This window comes from Streptococcus sp. XMC, from assembly GCF_021341835.1.
Lineage (GTDB): Bacteria > Bacillota > Bacilli > Lactobacillales > Streptococcaceae > Streptococcus.
Genome location: NZ_JAJTNQ010000002.1, coordinates 295,796 through 321,922, shown reverse-complemented (window position 1 = coordinate 321,922; position 26,127 = coordinate 295,796). Strand labels below are relative to the sequence as shown.

At 41.5% G+C, this 26,127-nt stretch carries 23 protein-coding genes; 17 read left to right on the top strand and 6 right to left on the bottom strand.

From position 1 onward, the window contains the following. The first annotated feature begins 37 nt into the window (after nucleotides 1-37). The 5 genes from pgsA (at nucleotide 38) to LXO72_RS06345 (ending at nucleotide 3,838) form a co-directional block, all read left to right on the top strand. Nucleotides 38-577: a CDP-diacylglycerol--glycerol-3-phosphate 3-phosphatidyltransferase gene (gene pgsA, locus LXO72_RS06365; RefSeq protein ID WP_233331845.1), complete on the top strand. Its 540-nt coding sequence runs from the start codon at nucleotides 38-40 to the stop codon at nucleotides 575-577. Next, complete coding sequence (locus LXO72_RS06360) at nucleotides 578-1,405, top strand: energy-coupling factor ABC transporter ATP-binding protein (protein WP_006595344.1); 828 nt, start codon at nucleotides 578-580, stop codon at nucleotides 1,403-1,405. Then, complete coding sequence (locus LXO72_RS06355; RefSeq protein ID WP_048690995.1) at nucleotides 1,390-2,232, top strand: energy-coupling factor ABC transporter ATP-binding protein; 843 nt, start codon at nucleotides 1,390-1,392, stop codon at nucleotides 2,230-2,232. Before LXO72_RS06360 ends, LXO72_RS06355 begins: the two co-directional genes overlap by 16 nt. Then, complete coding sequence (locus LXO72_RS06350) at nucleotides 2,225-3,019, top strand: energy-coupling factor transporter transmembrane component T family protein (RefSeq protein WP_233331844.1); 795 nt, start codon at nucleotides 2,225-2,227, stop codon at nucleotides 3,017-3,019. Before LXO72_RS06355 ends, LXO72_RS06350 begins: the two co-directional genes overlap by 8 nt. Nucleotides 3,020-3,190: 171 nt before the next feature. Further along, complete coding sequence (locus LXO72_RS06345) at nucleotides 3,191-3,838, top strand: LysM peptidoglycan-binding domain-containing protein (RefSeq protein ID WP_233331843.1); 648 nt, start codon at nucleotides 3,191-3,193, stop codon at nucleotides 3,836-3,838. Between the two features lie 163 nt (nucleotides 3,839-4,001). Here the strand turns inward: LXO72_RS06345 and LXO72_RS06340 are convergent, their stop codons facing one another. Genes LXO72_RS06340 through sdaAB form a run of 3 tightly spaced genes read right to left on the bottom strand, consistent with a single transcriptional unit; the run spans nucleotide 4,002 to nucleotide 6,188 of the window. Beyond that, complete coding sequence (locus LXO72_RS06340; RefSeq protein ID WP_233331842.1) at nucleotides 4,002-4,631, bottom strand: HAD hydrolase-like protein; 630 nt, start codon at nucleotides 4,629-4,631, stop codon at nucleotides 4,002-4,004. Between the two features lie 3 nt (nucleotides 4,632-4,634). Further along, on the bottom strand, nucleotides 4,635-5,507 hold the full coding sequence (sdaAA, locus tag LXO72_RS06335) for an L-serine ammonia-lyase, iron-sulfur-dependent, subunit alpha (RefSeq protein ID WP_233331841.1): 873 nt from the start codon (nucleotides 5,505-5,507) through the stop codon (nucleotides 4,635-4,637). A gap of 9 nt (nucleotides 5,508-5,516) precedes the next feature. Beyond that, nucleotides 5,517-6,188, bottom strand: a complete 672-nt coding sequence (sdaAB, locus tag LXO72_RS06330) for an L-serine ammonia-lyase, iron-sulfur-dependent subunit beta (RefSeq protein WP_006595350.1) — start codon at nucleotides 6,186-6,188, stop codon at nucleotides 5,517-5,519. Between the two features lie 230 nt (nucleotides 6,189-6,418). On the opposite strand from sdaAB, the gene LXO72_RS06325 reads away from it, so the two are divergent. The 11 genes from LXO72_RS06325 (at nucleotide 6,419) to LXO72_RS06275 (ending at nucleotide 20,100) form a co-directional block, all read left to right on the top strand. Next, complete coding sequence (locus LXO72_RS06325) at nucleotides 6,419-6,946, top strand: LysM peptidoglycan-binding domain-containing protein (protein WP_154856979.1); 528 nt, start codon at nucleotides 6,419-6,421, stop codon at nucleotides 6,944-6,946. Nucleotides 6,947-7,150: 204 nt separating this feature from the next. Beyond that, nucleotides 7,151-8,272, top strand: a complete 1,122-nt coding sequence (gene mnmA / locus LXO72_RS06320) for a tRNA 2-thiouridine(34) synthase MnmA (protein ID WP_070589883.1) — start codon at nucleotides 7,151-7,153, stop codon at nucleotides 8,270-8,272. A 137-nt stretch (nucleotides 8,273-8,409) separates the two neighbouring features. Next, entirely contained in the window at nucleotides 8,410-8,865 is a 456-nt protein-coding gene (locus LXO72_RS06315; protein WP_154856981.1) for an NUDIX hydrolase, read from the top strand. Between the two features lie 8 nt (nucleotides 8,866-8,873). Further along, nucleotides 8,874-10,787, top strand: coding sequence for a tRNA uridine-5-carboxymethylaminomethyl(34) synthesis enzyme MnmG (mnmG, locus tag LXO72_RS06310; protein ID WP_154856983.1), 1,914 nt, complete (start codon nucleotides 8,874-8,876; stop codon nucleotides 10,785-10,787). A 210-nt stretch (nucleotides 10,788-10,997) separates the two neighbouring features. After that, nucleotides 10,998-12,977 (top strand): DHH family phosphoesterase, encoded by a 1,980-nt coding sequence (locus LXO72_RS06305; RefSeq protein ID WP_154856986.1) that lies wholly within the window; start codon nucleotides 10,998-11,000, stop codon nucleotides 12,975-12,977. After that, the gene (rplI, locus tag LXO72_RS06300; RefSeq protein ID WP_048715073.1) at nucleotides 12,974-13,426 is read left to right on the top strand and encodes a 50S ribosomal protein L9; all 453 of its coding nucleotides are present in this window, start codon (nucleotides 12,974-12,976) and stop codon (nucleotides 13,424-13,426) included. The genes LXO72_RS06305 and rplI overlap by 4 nt, the downstream gene beginning before the upstream one ends. A gap of 24 nt (nucleotides 13,427-13,450) precedes the next feature. Then, nucleotides 13,451-14,806: a replicative DNA helicase gene (gene dnaB, locus LXO72_RS06295; RefSeq protein WP_233331840.1), complete on the top strand. Its 1,356-nt coding sequence runs from the start codon at nucleotides 13,451-13,453 to the stop codon at nucleotides 14,804-14,806. A 3-nt stretch (nucleotides 14,807-14,809) separates the two neighbouring features. Then, on the top strand, nucleotides 14,810-15,082 hold the full coding sequence (locus LXO72_RS06290) for a Veg family protein (protein ID WP_006595358.1): 273 nt from the start codon (nucleotides 14,810-14,812) through the stop codon (nucleotides 15,080-15,082). Between the two features lie 580 nt (nucleotides 15,083-15,662). Beyond that, nucleotides 15,663-16,274, top strand: a complete 612-nt coding sequence (rpsD, locus tag LXO72_RS06285; RefSeq protein ID WP_003009175.1) for a 30S ribosomal protein S4 — start codon at nucleotides 15,663-15,665, stop codon at nucleotides 16,272-16,274. Between the two features lie 283 nt (nucleotides 16,275-16,557). Further along, nucleotides 16,558-18,711 carry a peptide cleavage/export ABC transporter ComA gene (gene comA, locus LXO72_RS06280; protein ID WP_154856990.1) on the top strand — a complete coding sequence of 718 codons (2,154 nt, stop codon included), beginning with the start codon at nucleotides 16,558-16,560 and terminating at the stop codon, nucleotides 18,709-18,711. Between the two features lie 27 nt (nucleotides 18,712-18,738). Continuing rightward, a complete protein-coding gene (locus tag LXO72_RS06275; RefSeq protein WP_154856992.1) occupies nucleotides 18,739-20,100 on the top strand; it encodes a bacteriocin secretion accessory protein in 1,362 nt (453 codons plus the stop codon). Nucleotides 20,101-20,294: 194 nt separating this feature from the next. Here LXO72_RS06275 and LXO72_RS06270 read toward each other — a convergent pair whose 3' ends face one another. Continuing rightward, nucleotides 20,295-20,831 (bottom strand): TetR/AcrR family transcriptional regulator, encoded by a 537-nt coding sequence (locus tag LXO72_RS06270; RefSeq protein ID WP_006595361.1) that lies wholly within the window; start codon nucleotides 20,829-20,831, stop codon nucleotides 20,295-20,297. Nucleotides 20,832-20,966: 135 nt separating this feature from the next. Here LXO72_RS06270 and LXO72_RS06265 point away from each other — a divergent pair, with 135 nt between their 5' ends. Continuing rightward, on the top strand, nucleotides 20,967-23,762 hold the full coding sequence (locus LXO72_RS06265) for a YhgE/Pip domain-containing protein (protein ID WP_233331839.1): 2,796 nt from the start codon (nucleotides 20,967-20,969) through the stop codon (nucleotides 23,760-23,762). Nucleotides 23,763-23,827: 65 nt separating this feature from the next. Here the strand turns inward: LXO72_RS06265 and LXO72_RS06260 are convergent, their stop codons facing one another. Then, complete coding sequence (locus LXO72_RS06260) at nucleotides 23,828-24,493, bottom strand: DUF4947 domain-containing protein (protein ID WP_233331838.1); 666 nt, start codon at nucleotides 24,491-24,493, stop codon at nucleotides 23,828-23,830. 217 nt (nucleotides 24,494-24,710) lie between these two features. Continuing rightward, on the bottom strand, nucleotides 24,711-25,952 hold the full coding sequence (locus LXO72_RS06255; RefSeq protein ID WP_233331865.1) for a carbohydrate-binding domain-containing protein: 1,242 nt from the start codon (nucleotides 25,950-25,952) through the stop codon (nucleotides 24,711-24,713). Nucleotides 25,953-26,127: the final 175 nt, after the last annotated feature.

The window sequence follows — 26,127 nt, the reverse complement described above, 5'->3', positions numbered from 1 at the left end:
GATGTAAATGATCATGTAAACTAGTAAGGAGACTAGAATGAAAAAAGAAAATATCCCAAATGCCTTAACACTGATTCGAATTGTGTTTATTCCTATTTTTATTTTGATGCTAATATTTGGTAAAAGTTATGGTTGGCATGTAGCAGCAGCTATTGTCTTTGCTGTTGCTAGTATCACCGATTATTTGGATGGTTATTTAGCTCGTAAATGGAAAGTTGTTAGTAACTTTGGAAAATTTGCGGATCCTATGGCTGATAAGCTCCTTGTCATGTCTGCCTTTATCATGATGATTGAATTAAAGATGGTTCCAGCTTGGATTACTGCAGTTATAATTTGCCGTGAATTAGCTGTAACTGGCCTCCGTCTGTTATTGGTTGAAACAGGAGGAGTTGTTTTGCCAGCAGCTATGCCTGGAAAAATTAAAACCTTCTCACAAATGTTTGCCATTATTTTCCTTCTCTTCCATTGGGACTTATTGGGTCAAATTACGCTTTATGTTGCGCTAATCTTTACAGTCTACTCTGGATACGAATACTTTAAAGGCAGTGCCTACCTCTTTAAAGATACCTTTAGATAAATGAATAATATTATAGAAGTTCGAAATCTTACATTTAAATATCAAAAAACAGATGAGAACCATCAGTTAAATGATATATCGTTTCACGTGAAACATGGTGAATGGTTATCCATTATTGGACATAACGGAAGTGGTAAATCAACGGTGGTCCGCTTGATTGATGGCTTGTTGGAACCGGAATCTGGTCAAATCTATATTTCCGGAGATTTGTTAACTCCTGAAAATGTTTGGGATAAACGTAGTGAGATTGGCATGGTTTTCCAGAATCCAGATAACCAGTTTGTTGGGGCTACAGTTGAAGATGATGTGGCGTTTGGGTTGGAGAACCAAGGAATTCCAAGAGATGAAATGGTGCAACGAGTAGATGAAGCTTTGAAGATGGTCCGCATGGATGAGTTCAAAGATCGAGAACCCGCTAGGTTATCCGGTGGACAAAAGCAACGAGTGGCCATTGCTGGGATTATTGCTTTACGACCTAAAATCATCATTTTAGATGAAGCAACCAGTATGTTGGATCCGGAAGGGCGTCTAGAACTGATTCGGACAGTTCGAGAAGTCAAAGAACGATATGGGTTAACGGTTATTTCTATTACCCATGATTTAGAGGAAGTTTCCCTAAGTGATCGGGTTATTCTTTTTGAAAAAGGAAAAGCGACCTTGGATCTGACTCCAAGAGAACTCTTTTCTCGAGATGATTTAGATGAAATTGGACTAGAAGAACCTTTCGCCAATCGATTGCGCAGCATGTTACATCAAAAAGGTTTTCCAGTTGGAGAAACCTATCAGACTGAAGGAGAGCTAGAGAAACTATTATGGGAATTGCTTTAAAACAGCTTAGTTATACCTATCAAGAAGGTACTCCTTTTGAAGGAGCGGCTCTTTTTGATGTGAATATAGAAATCCCAAGCGGTTCTTATACAGCTCTAATTGGGCATACTGGAAGTGGAAAATCAACCATCCTCCAATTATTAAATGGTTTGCTTTTGCCCAGTCGAGGGGAAGTGCAAATGAATGATATGCGCATTAGTTCTGAGTCTTCTCAAAAAGAGCTAAAGGATCTTCGGAAAAAAGTGGGTCTCGTCTTTCAATTTCCAGAAAGTCAACTCTTTGCTGAGACTGTTGTAAAAGATGTCGCATTTGGGCCTCAAAATTTTGGAGTAGACCAAGAGTCAGCTGAGAGTATTGCTAAGGAAAAATTACGCTTAGTCGGTCTTTCTGAAGAGTTGTTTGAACGGAGTCCCTTTGAATTGTCTGGAGGGCAAATGAGACGGGTCGCTATTGCAGGCATTTTAGCGATGGAACCTGAAATTTTGGTCTTGGATGAGCCAACAGCTGGTTTGGATCCGTCAGGTAGACGGGAATTAATGAAGCTATTTGCGTCACTTCATCAAGCTGGGATGACCATCGTTCTTGTTAGTCATTCTATGGAAGATGTGGCAGAATACGCAAATCTTGTTTATGTTTTGGAAAAAGGACGAATGGTGAGGTCTGGGCATCCAAGGGATGTATTTCAGGATGTAGAAGGATTAGAAAACATACAATTAGGTGTACCGAAAGTGACGAAATTTGCTTGGCGCTTACGTCAAAAAGGACTATCTTTGCCAACTTTACCAATCACTTTACAGGAGTTTAAGGAGTTAATTGGACATGAATAGTATGATTTTAGGGCGATATGTACCAGGTAATTCCATTCTCCATCGTATGGATCCAAGAGCAAAGTTACTGGGACTTTTCTTGTTAATTGTTATTTTGTTTTGGGCCAATAATGTGTTGACGAATGTCCTGTTATTCTTATTGGCCTTTGCGTTGATTTTGAGTGCCAAGATCCCCTTCCGTTTTTTTATTAATGGCCTGAAATCGATGGTCTTTATCATTGCTTTCACCACACTCTTTCAGTTGTTTGCGACGACTGGCGGTAAGACATTATTTCAATTTTATTTTTTGACTGTAACGGATAAAGGACTTGCTCAAGCTGGTGTGATCTTTTGTCGTTTTATTCTCATTGTTGTATTTTCAACGATTTTAACACTGACAACAACGCCCTTAAGCTTAGCAGATGCCGTAGAAAAGTTGTTAACTCCATTTAAAATCATCAAAGTTCCTGCTCATGAAATTGGACTCATGTTGTCTATGAGCCTTCGTTTCGTTCCCACTCTAATGGATGATACGATTCGCATTATGAATGCACAGAGAGCCCGAGGGGTTGATTTTGGAGAAGGGAATCTCCTTCAGAAGATCCGCTCTTTTATACCGATTTTAATTCCCTTGTTTGCATCAAGTTTTAAACGTGCAGATGCTCTTGCAATTGCCATGGAGGCAAGAGGTTATAAAAGTGGAGAGGGAAGAAGCCGATATAGGCAGTTAAAATGGCAAGCCCTAGATAGTATAGCTATTCTGTCTGTAGTAGCAGTTGGTGCTATCATTTTTTGGTTGAAATATTAGAATACCACCACTACATGTAGGGGAATTTTTCTAAAAAAATGAAGAAAAACGCTATTTATAGCGTTTTTTGCATGAAAAATACATGATTTTGTAACCTTTGTAACATAAATTATAACTAACTGTAACATTTAATGTGTAAGATAGTATTATGTTCGAAAGGAGAATGTATTGATGAACACAAAAAAAGTCCAATGGACATTAACTTCTATTATCTCAGCTCTTTCACTTTTTGTTTCTGGTGTGGTAGTGAATGCTGAAACATACGAAGTGAAAAATGGTGATACTTTATCAGAAATCGCGATTAAGAATAACACTACTATCGAAAAGCTTGTTGAATTGAATCAAATCAGCAATCAAGATTTAATCCACGCAGGTCAAATTATTGAGTTGGGTGAACGTTCAAACTCATTGATCAACAAAGTGAATACTGCTACAGCAAGTCAGGAACCAGGAGTTGAAGCTTCTACAAATCAAGTAGCGGCTGAAACATCAACAACTACTGCTAATGCTACTTATAATGCAGCACCAGTTGTTACAAATTCAGGAAATGGGATTGTACTTGCTAATGGGAATACTGCTGGAGAAACTGGATCCTATGCAGCGGCTCGAATGGCTGAAATGACAGGTGTTCCTGCATCAACTTGGGAAGCCATTATTGCCCGCGAATCAAATGGTCAAGTGAACGCAGCAAATCCATCTGGAGCTAGTGGTCTTTTCCAAACAATGTCAGGTTGGGGTTCAACTGCTACAGTTGATGATCAAATCCAATCAGCTTATAATGCCTATTCAAACCAAGGACTTTCAGCTTGGGGATACTAAAAAAGAGGGGAAACCCTCTTTTTATTTTGTTTCTTACCTTGATAAGGATTGTAAAGACTTGTAAAGAAAAATGACTGTGTCAGTCAACCTTGGTGAACCATGGATACTCTTACCCATGAGTGATTTCATACATAAAAGAGGTTTACAAAATTGTAAACCTCTTTTATGAATTTAAATAAGCGATTAACTCTAGAGGAGAGTCTAGGATGGTATCAGGCAATTGTTCTTTTAATTGGTCTAAAGGTGCAAATCCCCAACTGACTGCAATTGTGTGAATACCAATGGTTTTTCCCCAAATGATATCAAATTTAGTATCCCCAACGATGCAAGCTTCCTCTTTTGGAATTTGATGGTCCACTAGTACACGCTGAATGATATCAGCTTTGTGCATAGATCCTGGGATAGAACCATAAATCCCTTCAAAGCAATCACTTATTCCTAGTGAATGGGCTATTTCGAGACTCACTTCCTGATTCTTAGAGGTGGTGATGAATAAGTGATAACCCAATTCCTTCAATTGTTGAAGGAGTTCTTTGATACCTGGGTAGAGATAGGTTTGTTGTTGGCCAGTTTCTTTGTAATAAGTGCGATAGATTTCTACAGCTTTTGTGACAAGTTCTTTTGGAAGATGGTTTGTAAATGTAACTTCGAGTGGTGGGCCCATAAAGGTTCGAATAGTCTCTTTATCAGGAGCAGGAACTCCTAGCACCTTGAAAGTGTGTAGAAAGGTGGTTTCAATTCCTTCGGAACTATCGACTAAAGTCCCATCCAAGTCGAAAAATATGTACTTCATAGGTTAGTCTCCAAATATTTCTTGCTGTAGTCGTTTTCCAGTTGGAGTCGCTGCTAGACCACCTTCAGCCGTTTCTCTAAAGGCAGTTGGTAGGCTAGATCCAACTTGATACATGGCGTCAATGACCTCATCGACAGGGATTTTGGATTCAATTCCTGCTAGAGCCATATCCGCTGCAATATAGGCATAGCTTGCACCAATAGCATTTCGTTTGACACATGGGACCTCTACCAGTCCTGCAACGGGATCACAAATTAAGCCTAACATATTTTTGATGACGAAACAAATGGCTTGGCTAGCTTGGTAAGGACTTCCCCCAGCAGCCAACGTCAAGGCAGCTGCACTCATGGCTGCCGCGGAACCCACCTCGGCTTGACAGCCTCCCTCAGCTCCTGAAATCGATGCATTGTTGGCAATAACCAGGCCAAAGGCTCCTGCGGCCAATAAGAACTCCAATTGTTGGTGCTCATCTAAATGGAGTTTCTCGATGGCTGAAGTAAGAACAGCAGGTAAGCAACCAGCCGATCCAGCAGTGGGAGTAGCACAGACTAAGCCCATTTTTGCATTGTGTTCGTTGACAGCGATAGCATTTTTGGCTGCGGTTAGGACAGTATAGTCGGAGAGGGCTTTTCCAGATCGAATATAGCGATCCAATTTTGCAGCATCTCCTCCGGTCAAGCCACTTCTAGAAAGTTGGTCATTGAGTCCAAGATGAACGGATTCTTTCATGACCTCAAGGTTTCGTGTCATAAGAGTCAGAACTTCTTCGCGCTCGCGACCAGTTAGTTCAAACTCAGTTGCAATCATTAATTCTGCGACATTTCCTTCATAGTGGAGGGTCGCTTGTTCAACTAGTTCGGTAATGGAATAAAACATGGGGTCTCCTTATTGAAAGAAATTCACATTGTGTAAATGGGGAATTTGACGGATTAACTCAATAGCTTCGTCACAATTACGAGAATCCACTTCAATAATCATAATAGCCTTTTCACCGGCTTTTTCACGGGTTACGTTCATTTGGGCGATATTGATATCATACCGGGAAAGGGCTTCTGTCACATGGGCAATCATCCCAGGAACGTCTTGGTGAACAATAATAATAGTTGGGGTGTTCATGTTTAGAGAAATTGCAAAGCCATTTAACTCGGTAACTTGTATGTTTCCCCCACCAATGGAAATTCCTGTGACGGAGATGGTTTTGTGATCATTTTTCACCGTGATGGTCGTCGTATTTGGATGAGGAGCATTGCTCTCCTTTTGAATAGACCAGACGATTCGAATTCCTCTTTCATGGGCAATTTCAAGACTATTGGGGATTCTTGGATCATCTGTGTCCATACCCAAAATACCAGCTACAAGGGCCAAGTCTGTCCCGTGACCGCGATAGGTTTTGGCAAAGGAATTAAACAACTGAAATTCAACTTCTGTCGGATCCTCTCCAAAAATAGAAGAGACAATTTTTCCAATACGAACAGCTCCAGCAGTATGGCTACTAGAAGGTCCAATCATAACCGGTCCAATAATATCAAATACAGATTGGAATTTAAGCGAATTCATCAGTCAGCTCCTTAGGGTTTCTTTTCTTTCATTATAACAAATCTAGGGCATGTTTTCTTCTATTTAAGAGGGAAATTTTGTTTTAACCTTAAAAGATACTTAAAACAAGTTTATTTGAGGTGTTTTTTATTCTTGCTAACATATTATTGAAACATTTGACGTGATTTCATAAAGTTTCTGAAACATTTCTTCTGTAAGATAAAGAACATATAGAAAAGGAGTGTAAAACCATGAATAAAAAAATCTTTGTAAAACGTGTAATCGGATTGAGCTTATTATCAGGAATGTTTATTCCCGTCCTTGCCAGTGCAGAATCTTACACTGTAAAGTCGGGTGATACCTTATCAGCTATTGCTAAAGAGAAGAATACAACGGTTGATTCGATTGCTAAGAAAAATAAGATTAGCAATGTCAACCTCATTACAGTCGGTCAAGTTTTAGAGATTGAAGATGAGAAGTCAACAACTAATACAACAGAGCAAGCTACCACTACACAAGCAACAACTACTGTCTCTGCTTCAGATGGCTTGAGTGCGGAAGATGCAGCTGCTAAGGAATGGATTGCCCAGAAAGAGTCAAGTGGTAGTTATACAGCACAAAATGGCCAATATTATGGTCGTTACCAATTGACTATCACTTATTTGAATGGTGATTTATCACCTGCAAACCAAGAAAAAGTAGCCAATCAATATGTTGTCAACCGATATGGATCATGGTCGGCAGCTAAAAACTTCTGGCTGGCCAATGGCTGGTATTAAAGTAGATGAAAGAGTTCAGCAATTGGACTCTTTTTTGATTTACAGACTTGTAAACATATAGATACAATAGCCAATAAATAGGATAGCAAGATGCTTGTTTTCTACTATAAAGCGTGTTACAATTGATAATGCTCAAAACGACCTTCAATCGTTGAAGCAAACCACGACCTTCAATCGTGAGAAACGAAAAGATGGGAGAAATCTATGAGTGATAACTCGAAAACACGTGTTGTTGTTGGTATGAGTGGCGGTGTCGATTCATCTGTAACGGCTTTGTTGTTAAAACAACAGGGTTACGATGTCATTGGCATCTTCATGAAAAACTGGGACGACACAGACGAAAATGGCGTCTGTACAGCTACGGAAGATTACAAGGATGTAGCAGCGGTTGCTGACCAAATTGGCATACCTTACTATTCTGTCAACTTTGAGAAAGAATACTGGGATCGCGTCTTTGAATACTTCCTTGCAGAATACCGTGCAGGCCGCACACCAAATCCGGATGTCATGTGTAATAAGGAAATCAAATTTAAGGCCTTCTTAGATTATGCCATGACACTCGGTGCCGATTATGTAGCCACGGGTCACTATGCACGTGTGGCGCGTGATGAGGATGGTATTGTCCATATGCTACGCGGAGTTGACAATGGGAAGGATCAAACTTATTTCCTAAGCCAGTTGTCACAAGAACAACTTCAGAAAACCATGTTCCCGTTGGGGCATTTGGAAAAGCCTGAGGTTCGCCGGTTGGCAGAAGAGGCTGGATTGGCAACGGCTAAAAAGAAAGACTCCACTGGGATCTGCTTTATCGGAGAAAAGAACTTCAAAGAGTTTCTAGGGAACTACCTTCCTGCCCAACCAGGCCGAATGATGACCGTAGATGGACGGGATATGGGTGAGCATGCCGGTTTGATGTATTACACAATCGGTCAGCGAGGTGGTCTTGGAATTGGTGGCCAACAAGGTGGAGACAATGCTCCTTGGTTTGTCGTTGGTAAAGATCTGAGTCAAAATATTCTGTATGTCGGTCAAGGATTCTATCATGAAGCACTCATGTCAACAAGTTTACAAGCTAGTCAAGTTCACTTTACACGGGATATGCCGGAAGAGTTTACACTAGAGTGTACAGCTAAGTTCCGCTATCGCCAGCCAGATTCCAAAGTGACGGTTCATGTCAAGGGTGACAAGGCTGAGGTAATTTTTGCAGAACCTCAACGTGCTATTACGCCAGGTCAGGCTGTTGTCTTTTACGATGGTGAAGAGTGTCTCGGTGGCGGCTTAATTGACAATGCTTACCGAGATGGTAAAGTTTGTCAGTATATTTAAATTGACAAATTTTCTCAATTTGCTACAATAATAAAAGCAATAGAAGTGATGGTCAAAGCTCATGGATGTTGCAGGCTTTTTTGTCCTGCACTTCTCAGAGTTTTGACTATTTTTGTGTCGTTTCGAAAGGAAGTTACATGCAAGAACAGGATTTTCGGACCAAGTCAAACCAAACGGTTTTTGGTGTGAGAGCGACTGCTTTGATTGTAAAAGACAATCGCTTGTTAGTCGTAGAAGATGAGGATGGTTTTTATACAATCGGAGGTGCTATTCAAGTGGATGAAGCTACTGAAGATGCCGTAGTTCGAGAAGTAAAAGAGGAACTTGGGGTCGCATCTAGAGCGGTTCAGTTAGCTTTCATTGTTGAAAATCGCTTTGAACAAGCTGAGGTCCACTATCATAATATCGAGTTCCATTATTTAGTAGACTTACTAGAAGATGCACCGTTAACCATGCAAGAAGATGCGAAGCCATTACCTTGCCGGTGGCTTGCTTTAGATGAACTACATACTGTAAATCTGAAGCCGGCATTTTTAAAAACCGCCTTACCAGATTGGGACGGACAGTTACGACACATCCATCTTAAAGAATAGGAGAAAAAATGACTTATAATTTTATAGAAGAATACGATATTATTGTAATTGGAGCGGGGCATGCAGGTGTAGAAGCCTCCCTTGCTGCGAGCCGAATGGGTTGTAAAGTTTTACTTGCAACCATCAATATAGAAATGTTGGCGTTTTTGCCATGTAATCCTTCGATTGGTGGTTCTGCAAAAGGGATTGTGGTTCGTGAGGTAGATGCTCTCGGTGGAGAGATGGCCAAGAATATTGACAAATCCTATATTCAGATGAAGATGTTGAATACAGGAAAGGGACCAGCGGTTCGTGCGCTTCGTGCTCAAGCAGATAAAGAGCTCTACTCTAAGGAAATGCGTAAGACAGTTGAGAACCAAGAAAACTTGACCCTTCGCCAAACCATGATCGATGAAATTTTGGTAGAAGATGGGAAGGTTATTGGTGTTCGAACTGCAACTCACCAAGAATATGGGGCCAAGGCTGTTATTGTCACGACTGGAACAGCTTTACGTGGAGAAATCATCATTGGGGATCTCAAGTATTCATCAGGCCCTAACCATAGCCTTGCTTCCATCAATTTGGCTGATAATCTCAAAAAATTAGGACTAGAAATTGGACGGTTCAAAACAGGTACGCCACCACGTGTAAAGGCATCGTCAATCAATTATGAAGAAACGGAAATTCAACCAGGTGATGAGAATCCAAATCACTTTTCTTACAATTCGCGTGACGAGGATTATTTAAAGGATCAAATCCCTTGTTGGTTAACCTATACAAATAGTCAAAGCCACGAAATCATCAACAGCAATTTACACCGGGCCCCTATGTTTACAGGTGTTGTAAAGGGAGTTGGACCTCGCTATTGTCCATCTATTGAAGATAAGATTGTGCGCTTTGCGGACAAGGAACGCCACCAGCTCTTCCTAGAACCAGAAGGACGCAATACAGAAGAAGTCTATGTCCAAGGCTTGTCAACCAGTTTACCAGAGGATGTGCAACGAGATCTTGTTCATTCTATTAAGGGATTGGAGAATGCTGAGATGATGCGAACGGGTTATGCAATTGAGTATGATATGGTCCTTCCACATCAATTGCGGGCAACTTTAGAAACCAAGAAAATCTCAGGTCTCTTTACCGCAGGCCAAACCAACGGAACATCTGGTTATGAAGAAGCTGCTGGCCAAGGAATTGTTGCAGGGATTAATGCGACGCTGAAAATCCAAGGAAAACCAGAGCTCATCTTGAAGCGGAGTGATGGTTATATTGGGGTCATGATCGATGACTTGGTAACCAAAGGGACAGTTGAACCCTATCGTCTGTTGACTAGTCGTGCTGAGTATCGTTTGATTCTTCGTCATGATAATGCAGATATGCGCTTGACAGAAATCGGGCGTAAAGTGGGTCTAGTGGATGACGAACGTTGGGCACGTTTTGAAACCAAGAAGTATCAGTTTGAAAATGAAATGAAGCGCCTTGACAGTATCAAGCTAAAACCTGTAAAGGAAACGAACGAGAAGGTGGCAGCGCTAGGCTTTAAACCATTGACAGATGCTGTCACAGCCAAAGAATTCTTGAGAAGACCAGAAGTATCTTATCAAGATGTTGTCAACTTTATCGGACCAGCTGCTGAAGAACTAGATGATAAGATTATCGAGCTGATTGAAACGGAAATTAAGTACGAGGGTTATATCTCAAAAGCTTTAGATCAGGTTGAAAAAATGAAGCGAATGGAAGAAAAACGAATTCCTGCCAATATTGACTGGGATGATATTGACTCCATCGCAACAGAAGCTCGTCAAAAATTCAAATTGATTAATCCAGAAACGATTGGTCAAGCTAGCCGGATTTCAGGTGTCAACCCAGCTGACATTTCTATCTTGATGGTGTATCTTGAAGGCAAGAGTCGGAGCATTTCTAAGAATCAAGAAAAAGAATCCTAACTTATTAGGATGTAAATATGTGGAAGAAGTAGCCAAATAGCTACTTCTTTTCTTGTTTTACTGTATATTTACAATAGTGTAAATATACTTTACGCCGTTTGACAAATGAGCGACCGGACCTTTATCCCTGTCAGCTTTTTCTTTGGTGGAAAGGCTTGACGGACCTCGCTTTTTCTTATGTTTTATGGTATAATGGCCCAACAGAGGTTTATGATGAAAAAATTTCGTATGACTCCTATCCATTATTGTATGGTAGGTTTGTTAGCATTTATTATATTAGCCATCAGTTCCAGATTATTGGGTGGCACAATTGCAAATTTATTTGTGATTCTGTTGATTCTTTCCGGTGTCATCTATCTCTTTCTTCATCAATTAAAGCAAGTAGAATTGGATGAGCTAGAACAAATTCAATATGTCAATCATCAGGCTGAAAATGGATTGGCCTCGCTACTGGATAAAATGCCAGTTGGTGTAATCAAGGTAAACGGTGAAACCAATGAAGTTGAATGGTTCAATCCTTATGCGGAGTTGATTTTCTCTACTGAGGATGGGCAATTCGATGTGGAATACCTCCAACAAGTGTTGGCGATTCCTTTTGAAGGGAAAGGCCATTATGCAACCATTGGAGATAAGAAATATTCTGTTTATCTAGATTCCCAGGCCAGTGTCGTTTATTTTTTTGATGCGTCTAGTGAGTATGAGGCCAACGTTGGTCTTGTAACGACTAGGCCAGTCATCGGGATTATGTCCGTAGACAACTATGATGATTTAGAAGATGTTGTATCTGATTCAGATATCAGTAGCATCAATGGCTTTATTGCAAACTTTGTTGAAGAATTCTCGGAAAAATACCATATGTTTTACCGAAGAGTTGGGATGGATCGCTTTTATCTTTTTACCGACTATACCGTTCTTGAACAATTAATCGAATCTAAATTTTCTATTATTGACCAATTCCGTGAGGAAGCGAAAAATCGTGAATTACCCATTACGGTAAGTATGGGATTCTCATACGGAGATGGCAATCATGATGAAATTGGTAGAGTTGCTTTATCGAATCTAAACTTAGCTGAAGTCCGAGGGGGCGACCAAGCGGTTGTAAAAGAAAAAGATGAAGGCAAGGATCCTATTTTCTTTGGAGGTGGGACTGCTTCTGCTATTAAGCGCACCCGTACACGAACGCGTGCGATGATGACAGCTATTTCCGAAAAAATTAAATCGGTTGATCAGGTATTTGTTGTTGGCCACAAAAAATTAGACATGGATGCTTTGGGGGCATCGATTGGGATGCAATTATTTGCAAACAATATCAACGAACGCTCTTATGCAGTTTATGATGATACGTCTATGGCTCAGGATATCGAACGAGCGGTTGAAAAAATTCAATCAGATGGAGCGACTAAACTCGTAACGGTTTCAGATGCTCTACGGATGGTAACCGATCAATCCCTTTTGATTATGGTAGACCATTCGAAGACAGCTCTCACGCTTTCAAATGATTTGTATGAGAAGTTTCACCAAGTCATTGTCATTGATCACCATAGACGGGATGAAGACTTTCCTGAAAATGCCATGATCACTTATATTGAAAGTGGCGCAAGTAGTGCAAGTGAGTTGGTTACGGAATTGCTTCAGTTCCAGAATTCTAAGAAGAACCGCTTGAATAAGATACAAGCCAGTGTTTTGATGGCTGGAATTATGTTGGACACCAAAAATTTCTCTGTTCGCGTAACAAGCCGTACATTTGATGTAGCTAGTTATTTACGAAGCCGAGGTAGTGATAGTGTCCTCATCCAGGAAATTTCAGCTATTAACTTCGATGAGTACCGAGAAGTTAATGAGTTGATCCTAAATGGTCAAATGGTATTCCCACATATTATTGTGGCAACAGGAGCACCAGATGTCCCTTATGGAACGGTTACTATTAGTAAAGCAGCCGATAGTATGTTGGCTATGTCTAAAATTGAAGCGACCTTTGTTATTGCTCTAAATGAACAAGGAAGCATTTCCATTTCAGCTCGAAGCAGAAGCAAAGTCAACGTGCAAAAAATTATGGAGCAAATGGGAGGCGGAGGCCACTTTAATTCGGCGGCTTCTCAATTGACAGATGTAACCATCGATCAGGTTCGTACCCAGTTGATTGACTGTATTCAAGAAGAGGTCCAAAAGGATAAGGAGGAAAAAGAATGAAAGTTATCTTTTTAGCAGATGTAAAAGGAAAAGGAAAAAAAGGGGAAATTAAAGAAGTCCCAACAGGTTATGCTCAAAACTTTTTGATTAAAAAGAATTTAGCCAAAGAAGCCAATGCCCAAGCGATTGGGGAGCTTCGCGGTAAGCAAAAATCTGAAGAAAAAGCCCATGCGGAACTAGTTGCAGAAGCGAAAAACATTCAAGCAAAATTAGCAGAAGAAACAACTGTTGTCCAATTTACAGAAAAAATTGGCCCTGATGGACGCACATTTGGTTCTATTACCAATAAAAAAATTGCAGAAGAACTACAAAAGCAATTTGGGATCAAAATCGACAAGCGTCACATTCAAGTGGCTTCTCCAATTCGCTCTGTCGGCCTGATTGATGTGCCTGTTAAAATTTATCAGGATATTACAGGTATTATCCAAATTCGGGTAAACGAAGGTTAAGTAAATCGTTAGAAAGGAATGACTATGGCTGAGATAGAAGAATTAAGAACCCAGCCTCAAGATATCCAAGCAGAGCAATCTGTCTTAGGAGCCATCTTTATTGATGAGGGAAAACTGGTTTTTGTTCGTGAGTTTATTGAGCCAGCAGATTTCTTTAAATATGCCCATCGGTTAATTTTTAAGGCGATGATTGACCTTGCAGATAGGGGAGATGCTATCGATGCGACGACCGTTCGCAATATTTTAGATAGCCAAGGGGACTTGCAAAATATCGGTGGTCTCTCTTATCTAGCTGAAGTTATCAACTCTGTTCCGACCTCAGCCAATGCGGAATATTACGCAAAGATTGTTTCCGAAAAAGCGGTTCTAAGACGCTTGATTGCCCGTTTAACGGAGAGTATCAATCAAGCATATGATGGAGCAAGTCCGTCGGATGAGATTATTGCAGGTGCAGAAAAAGCCCTGATTGATGTCAGTGAAAATGCCAATCGAAGTGGTTTCAAGAATATCAAGGATGTCCTAAATATCAACTTTGGAAGTCTTGAAACTCGGTCATTACAGACAACGGATATTACGGGGATTGCAACAGGTTATCGAGATCTTGACCATATGACAACAGGTCTTCATGAAGAAGAGTTGATTATTCTTGCGGCTCGTCCAGCGGTTGGTAAGACTGCCTTCGCTCTAAACATTGCCCAAAATATCGGAACCAAGTTGGATAAAACAGTCGCTATTTTCTCACTGGAAATGGGGGCTGAAAGTTTGGTGGACCGGATGTTGGCAGCAGAGGGCTTGATTGAGTCTCATTCTATTCGTACCGGTCAGTTGACAGATGATGAATGGCGGAAGTATGCTATTGCCCAAGGAAATCTAGCCAATGCCAGCATTTATATAGATGATACTCCTGGTATTCGGATTACGGAAATTCGATCTCGTTCTAGAAAGTTAGCACAAGAAACAGGTAATCTTGGCTTGATCCTTATCGACTACTTGCAGTTGATTACAGGGACTGGACGTGAAAACCGGCAACAGGAGGTCTCAGAAATCTCTCGTCAATTAAAAATTTTGGCGAAAGAATTGAAGGTTCCTGTGATTGCCCTTAGTCAGCTATCTCGGGGAGTCGAACAACGACAAGATAAGCGTCCGGTTCTATCTGATATCCGTGAATCAGGATCCATCGAGCAGGATGCAGATATTGTTGCCTTTCTATACCGTGATGACTATTATGAACGTGCAGGTGAGGAAGAAGAAGGCTTGCCGAATAACAAGGTTGAAGTCATTATTGAAAAAAACCGTTCAGGAGCGCGTGGAACAGTGGAGTTAATCTTCCAGAAAGAATATAATAAGTTCTCCAGCATATCAAAGAGAGTAGAGGAATAATGGATGAGTGATGCATTTACAGATGTAGCAAAAATGAAAAAAATCAAAGAAGAAATCAAGGCTCATGAAGGCCAAATCGTGGAAATGACCTTGGAAAATGGTCGTAAACGTCAAAAAAATAAGTTTGGTCGATTAATTGAAGTCTATCCTTCTTTGTTTATTATTGAATACACTAATGAAAACAGTTTACCTGGTGAACCAGCAACAACTTATGTCGAATCATATACTTACTCAGATATTTTAACTGAGAAAAATCTGATTCATTACTTAGACTAATCTAGCTAGGGTGAGCTAGAACTTCCAACCGTCTCTTCTTGGAGATGGTTTTTTTGATATCCTGAACATATTATAAAGATTTGTTGTGTAAATTAATTGACAAAGATGTCAATTTAACAATCATATCTGTCAATATTAGACAGGGGGATCTTTTGAAGAGAAGTCTCATCATTCTTTATATCACTAAAATAGAGGGGAACTTAGGAGGTTTTTAAAACAATCATGATTGACAAGTTGTAAAAAATGTGTAAATATTCCTGTAAATAGATAGGATAGGGAAGTGAATACATGTATATCTAAGTCAAAATATGTGATTTAGAAAGTTCTTAGCTAGAAAACCTCATTTTGCTTTTCATTTATAGAAAGAAATCAAAAAAATGAGAAAGCAACTTTACAAGGGCTAGTATTAGTGGTATAATAGAATTTGTGCGAAATGACAGCAGGACAAAATGAAGCTCGTCAACAGGAAGCCGGCTAGAAAAGTAACCTTTGCTGTTTGGGCGAAGGCTTTCTGAACGAATCAGGTTTGTCTAAAACGTTATTTCCTACAAAAAATTATTTTTATAGGAGGACATTTCAAATGTCACGTTATACAGGACCATCTTGGAAACAATCTCGCCGTCTTGGCTTGTCACTTACAGGTACAGGTAAAGAATTGGCACGTCGTAACTACGTACCAGGTCAACACGGACCAAACAACCGTTCAAAATTGTCAGAATACGGTTTGCAATTAGCTGAAAAACAAAAACTTCGTTTCTCTTACGGACTTGGTGAAAAACAATTCCGTAACTTGTTCGTACAAGCTACTAAGATCAAAGAAGGAACTGTCGGTTTCAACTTCATGCTTCTTTTGGAACGTCGTTTGGATAACGTTGTTTACCGTCTTGGACTTGCGACTACTCGTCGTCAAGCTCGTCAATTCGTTAACCACGGTCATATCCTTGTTGACGGAAAACGCGTTGATATCCCTTCATACCGCGTAACTCCAGGTCAAGTGATCTCAGTTCGTGAAAAATCAGCTAAAGTTCCAGCTATCCTTGAAGCTGTTGAAGCAACTCTTGGACGTCCAGCATTCGTATCATTCGATGCTGAAAAATTGGAAGGTTCATTGACTCGCTTGCCAGAACGCGATGAAATCAACCCAGAAATCAACGAAGCACTTGTCGTTGAATTCTACAACAAAATGCTTTAATTTCAAGAAAAAACTTGCAGAAAGCCTACAACAGTGGGCTTTTTGTTTTGTCTTCAATCCTCGATTTCTGGGTTTGTTCCCTTATTTGCTCCCTAAGTTTACTTCATAGAAAGAAATGTCCGCCTGTAAAAATAGGCGGTTTTTCTTTTACAAAATAAATAACAACTCTCCTAATTTGGAGATTTTTGTGACCAAATACCTAAAATAATAAACCAAATAGCGATTTTTTCTTCTCAGATAGTCCTTTTTGTTAAGATGAAACAAACGATTGGAAAGGGTTCTTATGGGATTTAAGAAAAAACATTATCGCCAACAAGTTGATATGAGAGACTGCGGTGTTGCAGCTTTGGCCATGGTCTTTGGCTACTATGGCTCATACTATTCTTTAGCTAGTCTGCGGGAGAAGGCAAAAACGACTGCAGATGGAACGACCGCCTTAGGTCTGGTCAAGGTGGCTGAGGAGTTGGGTTTTGAGACACGCGCCTTCCGAGCAGATCGCACACTTTTTGACTTGGAAGGAGTGAGCTATCCCTTGATTGTTCACGTGATCAAGGATGGGCGTCTCCCTCATTATTACGTAGTCTATAAGAAAGATAAAAAGCATCTTTACATAGCCGATCCAGATCCAAAGGTAAAGATGACCAAATTGACGATCGAGGAGTTTGAAAAGGAATGGACAGGGATTGTCATCGCCTTGGCTCCGACTCCAGCCTATCAACCGAGTAAAGAAAAGAAAAATGGACTCCTAGATTTTGTCCCTCTTTTGTTTAAACAGCGGCAATTGGTTCTGCATATTGTTCTTGCAACGTTATTGGTAACCCTCATCAATATTGTGGGTTCTTACTACTTACAATCGATTATTGATACCTATGTGCCTGATCAGATGAAGCAGACGCTGAGTGTGATTTCACTAGGGTTGATTGTAGTTTACATCTTACAGCAGGTCCTGACCTATGCGCAAGATTACTTGCTTCTTGTTTTAGGCCAACGCTTGTCTATTGATGTCATTCTGTCCTATATTAAGCATGTTTTTCAGTTGCCTATGAGTTTCTTTGCGACTCGACGGACAGGAGAAGTTGTGTCACGTTTTACAGATGCCAACCGCATTATCGATGCTCTGGCTAGTACACTGCTTTCAATCTTTTTGGATCTGTCTATTGTTTTGATTTTATCAGTAGTCCTGTTTAGCCAAAACGCTCACCTCTTTTTCTTGACCATTCTCTTGCTACCGATTTATGCGGTCATTATTTTTGCCTTTATGAAGCCTTTTGAGCGCTTAAATAATGAAACCATGGAAGCCAATAGTGTCTTGTCTTCTTCTATCATCGAAGATATCAACGGGATTGAAACTATCAAGTCTCTTACCAGTGAGCGGAGTCGCTATCAAAAGATTGACTCAGAATTTGTAGACTATCTCAAGAAGTCCTTTGCCATGAGCAAGGCGGAGAGTCTACAAAAGGGGCTCAAACACTTGGCCCAATTGATTTTGAATGTCTTGGTCTTGTGGTTGGGAGCTCATTTGGTCATGAAGCAAGAATTGAGCTTGGGGCAGTTGATCACCTACAATACTCTCCTTGTTTATTTCACAGGCCCTTTAGAGAACTTGATCAACCTCCAAACCAAACTTCAAGCAGCCCGAGTGGCCAATACCCGTCTGAATGAAGTCTATTTGATAGACTCTGAGTTCGCAGAGAAGAAGCCTCTTCAAGATCGTGATGCTCTCGATGGTGATCTGGTTTTTGAAGGAGTAGACTACAAATACGGTTTTGGGGCTAACGTTCTTACTGATATCAGTCTCACAATCAAAAAAGGGAGCAAGGTAAGTTTTGTTGGTATTTCAGGTTCTGGAAAAACCACGCTAGCAAAGATGATGGTGAATTTCTACCAACCCAATAAAGGGACGATTCGCCTGGGAGGAACGGATATCCAGCAAGTGGATAAGACCTTGCTCCGCCAGCAAATCAATTATTTACCCCAGCAGCCCTATGTCTTTAATGGTACGATTTTAGAGAACTTGTTACTGGGAGCGCGGGAAGGAACTAGTCAGGAAGATATCTTGCGCGCTGTTGAAATCGCAGGAATTCGAGAAGACATTGAGCGTATGCCCCTCAATTACCAAACAGAATTGACTACGGATGGCATGGGAATCTCTGGTGGTCAACGGCAGCGGATTGCCTTGGCGCGTGCCTTATTAACGGACGCTCCGATTCTGATCTTGGATGAAGCGACCAGCAGCCTGGATATCTTGACGGAGAAGAAAATTGTGGACCGCTTGATGGCCTTAGACAAAACGATTATCTTTATCGCCCATCGGTTAACGATTGCAGAACGGTCTGAAAAAGTCTTCCTCATGGACCAAGGTCGTCTGAAGGAAGAAGGAAGCCATGAAGAATTACTGAAAAAGAATGGCTATTACAGCCATTTGGTTACTTGTTAAGAGAGGACTAGGAGAAAAAAAGAAAGTATGATGAACGAAAAATATTTTGAAAGTGCAGAATTCTATCAGAAACGTTTCCACAATTTTGCTAGTTTATGGGTGGTCCCTTGTTTTCTTTTACTACTATTTGTTGTCGGTTTCTCTGTATTTGCCAAGAAGGAAGTGACCTTGTCTAGTCGTGGGACGATTGAAGCTACACGCGTGGTGGACCAAATCCAGTCAACGAGTAATTCTCCCATTCAAGTCAACCATTTGAAGGAAAATAAAGAGATTAAGAAGGGAGAAATCTTGGTAGAATACCAAGAGGATCAGGAAAAACAACAAGGAATGAGCTTAACGCAACAGCTCGACCTCTTAAAGAAACAGGAGGAACAATTAAAATTGTTGAAAACGAGCATTGAGACCGGGGAGAGCCAGTTTACAGGAACTGAGCATTTTGGGTATGACCAGCTGTTTAAGGATTATCAGCAACAAATAGCGATTCTCCAAGCGCAAGCCCATCAACAAAATGCAACCATTGCTTCTCAAAATGCCAGTGCAAGTTCCAGTCAAGCGGAAATTGGCCAAGCAATCCAAGACCAAGAGAAGCGATTAGCTGATTACCATAGTCTAAAATCAGCTCTACTAGAAGGAAGAAGTTTGGATGCGACTCATCCACTTTATTCTCTCTACCAGAGTTATGCTCAGCAACCACATGGAGAAGAAAACGCTCAAGCACAAGCTTCTTTTATCAGTCAGCTAGATAGTCAAATCCAGCAGTTAGAGGCGAGTATTTCTAATTATCGCATCCAATATGCGGGATCTGGAAGCCAACAAGCTTTTTCGACCAGCTTAGATAGTCAAATAGCCTCCCTGAAAGCTCAACAGCTAAGTAAGGTTGGACAAGATTTACTGCTTCTTTCTCAGCAAATTGCAGATTTAGACAGTAAGTTAAAAACACAAGAAAATCTTCTTCAGAAGACTCGGATTCTAGCCAAGGATGAAGGGGTGATTCATTTGAATGATGAAACAAAAGGAGCGAGTATTGTAGCGGAAGGTACTCCTTTGGCTCAAGTTTATCCACTCATTCAGAAAGAAAAAGAAGTCAAGATTGTCACCTATATTCCTTCAAAAGATATAGCAACGATTCATGTAGGCGATCGGATTCGCTTTAGCACACAGGGAAGTAAACAAAAACCAATTACGCTAGAGGCCCGTATTAGCTCAATTGCTTCGAGTGCCACTCGGACAGAACAGGGGAACTTTTTCAAAATAGAGGGAGTTCTTCGTCTCAAGGATCAGGAGGCCAAACTCCTACGATACGGTTTGGAAGGGAAGTGTGTCCTAATCACAGGAGAAAAATCATACTTCAGTTTCTTTGTGGATCAATTTTTAGGAGCAGGGAACTAAAGAAACATAACATAAAAGAGGCTGGGACAAAAGTCCTAGCCTCTCAATTATTTTGGGATTGTTGAGCAAGACGCAGTGGTTGAGTGGGCTCTACCACGCTGATTTCATCAGCTTTTACAGCCCTACTCAACTGTGCGGAGGTGGGACGACGAAATCGAATTCTAACGAATTACCGATTTCTGTCCCACTCTCTTTTATTCCAGCATTTTTAATAGGAAGTCCGCCATTTGTTGGGGGCTTTCTTTTTGCCCACGGGCCACCCACATTTGACAGACTCCAAAGAAGGCATTGGTGAGGTAGACGGAACTATAGTCTCTTTCGATTTCGGTCAAAGATCGATGGCCGTAACGCTCTTGCAAGCTATCGACTAGTAGAACTTGTAGCTTGTGCCGCAAGAAGGATTGAATTTCTTTTGTCCCATTCTCGGTTAGAAGGACAGCAAAGAGGGGCTCCTTGGTGAGAAATTCGAAAACTTCGGTAACAGCTTGGTGTTTATCATCTTGTTGTTTGTCGAAGATGTATTCGACTTTGTGGAAAAATTCCTGTTGGTAGCGCTCGATCATATCGTACTTATCACGGTAGTGGGTATAGAAGCTACTCCGGCTGATACCAGCCTCTTTTGCCAACTGAACAGTTGAAATCTCATCAAAGGACTCCCTATGAAGCAGGTCAACCATAGCTTCCTGGATGATCCGTTTTGTTTTTATTCGCTTGTTGCTTTCGGTAACCATTCTAGTCTCCCTCTTTTATATACAAAATTATACACAGTGTCCAAAAATGATTTTTTTAACTTGCGGTTTTTAAAAAGAACTGTATAATCAATTATATCAAAAAATTAGACAATGTGTATAAAAAGGAGACAAAAAATGTTTAAGGAATGGAAAGCGATTTTTAGGAAACCGACCTTTATCGTTGTGATGATCGGGGTTGCCTTGATACCAGCTCTCTACAATGTGATCTTTCTATCCTCTATGTGGGATCCTTATGGCAAGGTTTCCGACCTGCCAGTAGCAGTTGTCAATCAAGACCAGCCAGCTCGTTATCAGGAAGAAGAATTGACAATCGGAAAAGACATGGTGTCCAATTTTGAGAAAAGTGACGCCCTAGATTTTCATATTGTCGATGAAAAAGCAGCTAAAGAGGGGTTGGAAAAGGGTGATTACTATATGGTGGTGACCTTGCCTAAGGATCTATCTGCTAAAGCTGCTTCTATCTTAACCAATCACCCAGAACAGATGACCATTGCCTACCAAACATCTAGTGGACATAGCTTTATTGCTGGTAAGATGAGTGATTCAGCCATGATAAAAATCCAGCAAACCGTTGCTAGTAATGTCACTCAAACCTATACCAGCGCTCTTTTCGAAAAGATGGGAAGTTTGAAGACAGGGATGGGAACAGCAGCGGAAGGAAGCCAGAAATTAGCGACCGGTGCTGGTCAGCTAAAAGAGGGTGGACAGACCCTGACAGACCATTTGACCACCTTGTCCAATTCGAGTCTGACTTTTTCAAATGGGGCACAGACTCTTAGCACTGGTCTCTTGGCCTACACCAATGGAGTTGGCCAATTAGGAACTGGTCTTCATCAAATGCAGGAAAAAGTTCCGACTCTCGTGTCGGGAGTTGGGCGACTTCATGATGGCTTTACAACCTTTAGTAGTGGTTTGACGACCTATACGTCGGGAGTTGGACAACTGGGAAATGGTTTAAACCAAATGGCTAGTCAAACGCCTCAGTTGGCCTCTGGAATTGGCCAATTGCATACAGGGATGACGACTCTCTCAACGGGACTTACTACCTATACAAAGGGAGTCGGTCAGTTGAATGTTGGCGCTAGTAATTTGACAGCTGGCCTCACCAGCTATAGCTCAGGGCTTGCTACTCTCAGTGGTGGAGCTAGTCAATTAAGCGGCCAATCGGAAGCATTAAGAAATGGAGTGTCTCAGTTAGAGACAGGCATTCAAACCTTATCCACACAACTCACTCCGCAACCAAATCAGCAAGAGCAACTTGCCCAATTAACAGCAGGCCTCACCCAATTAAATGAAGCTATTCAGAACACGAGCGGAGATACCAGTCAACTCAGCACAGCTTTGGCAACCATCGCCACCTCTGCTCAAGGGATTTCAGCAGCAGCACAGGCTGACCGCAATTCGGTGCTAGCAAATCTTCAAGCTACTGCTGCCTATCAATCGATGACAGCTGAGCAACAGGCAGAAATGACGGCTGCTGTCTCTGCTACTTCAAGTACTACGGAGACTGCTGCTCAAGCGATTTTGACTACTGTTCAAGGCTTGCAAGAAGGCTTAACAACCGAGAGTCCCTTGGCCACAGTAAAAGAAAGTGCCAACCAGATCTTGCCAACAGCTTCGTCTACCTTGAATACTCTTTCAACTAGCTTGAGCTCCGTTCAGACAGCAGTAACAGAGCAACTTCTCCCAGCTAGCCAAACCCTTAGCCAGGGAGTTCAACTCTATACAACAGGGGTGGATCAGTTAGCCGGTGGAGCTAGTCAGCTTACGGGCAATAGCAATAGCTTGATTGCAGGAGCTACTCAATTGAGTGCGGGGACAAATCAGCTGGAGCAGAAATCTGGTGACTTGGTAACGGGAAGTAATCAACTAGCAGTAGGATTGGGAGACCTAAATGGGAAAATGCCAACTCTGACTGCTGGAATGAATCAATTAGCTTCAGGAGCCAACCAATTGACTAGTAAGTCTAGTGAATTAACAACAGGCGCTGGATTGCTAGCTAGCGGGATCGGTCAATTAAATGGTCAAACACCGGTTTTGGCTAGCGGTGTTGATCAACTGGTATCAGGAGTCGATCAGTTATCGGATAAATCAGGTCAGTTACTATCAGGTTCTCAGAAATTGGCGGATGGTGCAGCTAAGATAGCTGATGGCTCTGGTCAATTAGCGGCAGGAGGTCAGGTTCTTGTCGGAGGCTTGGGTAATCTCCAAACAGGTAGTCAGAATCTTAGTCAAGGCTTGAGTTCAGCTAAGGACCAACTAAATAGCGCTAGCACTGAAAAAGAAAATGCAAGCGTATTGTCAGATCCAATCACTCTTTCGAAGGCAGACCATGACAATGTTTCAGTGAATGGAGTGGGTATGGCGCCTTATATGATATCCGTTGCCCTTTTCGTCGCGGCTCTTTCTACCAATATGATTTTCGCAAAATTGCCATCTGGGCGTCATCCAGAAAGTCGTTGGGCTTGGTTTAAAGCGAGATTGGAAGTGAACGGGATGATTGCGGCCTTGGCTGGTGTTCTGGTCTATGGAGCAGTTCACTTGCTAGGACTGGCAGCAAATCATGAAGGCTTGACCCTCTTCCTCTGTGTGCTAGGAAGTGTGACCTTCATGTCCGTGGTAACCGCCTTAACGACATGGAACAACAAGGTCGGAGCATTTATATCTTTGATTCTCTTGCTCCTTCAACTGGCTTCTAGTGCAGGGACTTATCCGCTTGCCCTCACCAATCGTTTCTTCCAAACTATTCATCCACTGTTGCCAATGAGTTATACCGTATCGGGATTAAGGGAAACCATTTCCTTATCTGGTCAGATAGGTGGGCAAGTCACCTTCCTTACCCTAGTTTTGGGCTTGTGTATTGGTCTAGGAATGATGGCCTATCAACCTCAAAAGATGGAAGAAGACTAAGCTTCCTCTATCTAAAGTTTCATGTGAAACAAAGCCCTCTTCTCAATAGAGAAGAGGGCTTTTTCTTAGTTAAAATAAAGCACTTCTGGATTTGGAGTGATGTAGATAAGGTTATCTTCTTTGAAGACCAGCTGTACTTGGCCCTGTTTGTAGATATAAACCGTATAGGTTTGACCGAACTTAGTGGCTTGAGCGATATCGATCGCACCAGCCCAAAAAGCACGAAGCTGTTCATCTGTTAAGTGTCCCTCTTGATAGAGTTTCACGAGGTTTTCCCGTTCCTTTTCTGAGAAGGTTTCGACCAGATACTTTGGGTCGTTAAGGACATTTTCAGGTTCCCCAAGAATTTTTTGCACAAAATTTTTGGTATAGCCTTCGTAATCCGGTGTTGCTGCTTCTAATGTATCACCATCTTTTCTATAGTAAACGACAGAATCGCCTGTTGCATAGATCTTGTCTGTTGGGGCTTCGCTAGCATTGGCAGGGAGATCCTCCATTTTTTTGCTAGAGCTGGTTTCCGTCTTAGACTCTTTCTTTTCTTTGTTCGAAGAGCTAGTTTTAGATGATTTTTTAGACGATGAGCCTTCTTTTTCACTTTTCTCTTGTTTTTTAGAAGAGGCACGAGAGCTCGTTTCTTCCGGTTTGAAATGTGATTGAAAATCAGACATACAGGCTGTCAAGAAGAAAAGGCTCAAAAGGAGCGTTGCAAGGAGAGTGATTTTTTTAGACATCATATAAATCCCTTTCTAATCATAGAGCGCTATTTCTTCTATTGTACACTATAAAAGCTTGGAAAGCACGAAAAAACAGGAGAGAGCTTGTACGAAGTAGGTATTCATACAAATTTTCTCTCCTGTAAGGGTCAGCTCCTTGTGATCTCATTTGAAGCGAGGGAGTCGTCTTTTAATAACTCTGGTGTGCTTCAGTTAGTGGCCTTGGAAGAAGGGTTTAGCGTCCACCAGGCCCACCAGGTCCACCGCCTTGAGGTCCGCCACCTCCGGGAGCACCACCGCCTCCAGGCATGGAGTTGACAATTTCTGTTTGTTTTTCACCGTTGATATAGATGTCTCCGCTAGTGTAGGTAGCTGTTCCATCAAAGTCGAATCCAGATTGACCCGTTAATTTAATGGTTCCTCCAGTAATAGTGATATTTCCATTCGAATCAATTGGATCGGTATCACCTTGGCCGACTTCAACGTTTAGGGTTCCGCCATTCATGGTGAAGAAAATTTCATCTTGGTTGGCATTGGCGTTGGCAGCATTGACACCGTCATCGGTTGCATAGATGGTGATATCCCCTCCGTTGATGGTGATCGATTTTCCTTCAAGCCCTTCGACAGACTCGGTTACCTCATAGGTTCCGCTATCGATGACCAGATCACCAGAAGCATGGATGCCATCATCCCCAGCTGAAATGGTCATGGTATTGTCAGACAGATACATGGTTCCGACAGAAGTATCTTCATCATTGTCCACCTTGACTGCATCTTCATCTGCATCGATAGTCATGATCGTGCCAGTGATATTGAGTTCATCATTGACGTTGAAGGCATCTCCAACAGCCGTGATCTTATAGGTTCCACCTGTGATGTGGAGGGTATCATTGGCCTTAATCCCGTTGTTCTTCTTGGCATCAATGTTGAGTGTACCTGAACCATTGATGGTAAGGTCGCCTTTAGAGAAAATGACCGCATCGGCATCTTCATCATTGTTTGAACTTGAATCAGATAGGGTATTGGTCGTGCCCTCCGCTAGAGTCAGGTAAACATGTCCTGCTTTCGTAGCAGAGATTGGGGCGTTGGTGTTGGTCATGGTAACGCCTTTCAAGATGATGTGGACATCATCTGAGTCACCTGCTTCAACCTTGATTTGAACCCCATCGGATTCACCAGAGATGACATAGGTTCCGCCCTTCGAGATGGTCACGGTGGATCCAGAAACGGCTACGCCGTCACCTGATACAGTTGCAGAAGATCCAGACAGTTTTACAGTAGAGGCTGTACTTTCATCATAAGAAGTGTCCTTGTCCTTATCTGTAAAATAGTTGGCGTTGGTTGCTTTATTAGTAGTAGCGGTTGTTTGGGCGGTATTGTTTGTTGTAGCTGATTGAGATGACGCTTGGGTACAAGCTGTCAGTAAGGTGAGGGTCGCGGCCCCCGTTAATAAGAATTTCCATTTGTTTGATTTCATGAGCTTTTCCTCTCGTTCCATTGATATGCTCCTAGTCTAAAGTTGCTAGCTGAAAGTTTCCTAAAGTTTTTCTGAAAGGAACCTTAACTTTAGTTTTCTTTAAGTTTGGCTTAATGAAAGCTTAAGAAAAGGCCACTAAACTAAGGAACAAGTAAAGCGACTCGTGGCTTTGCAA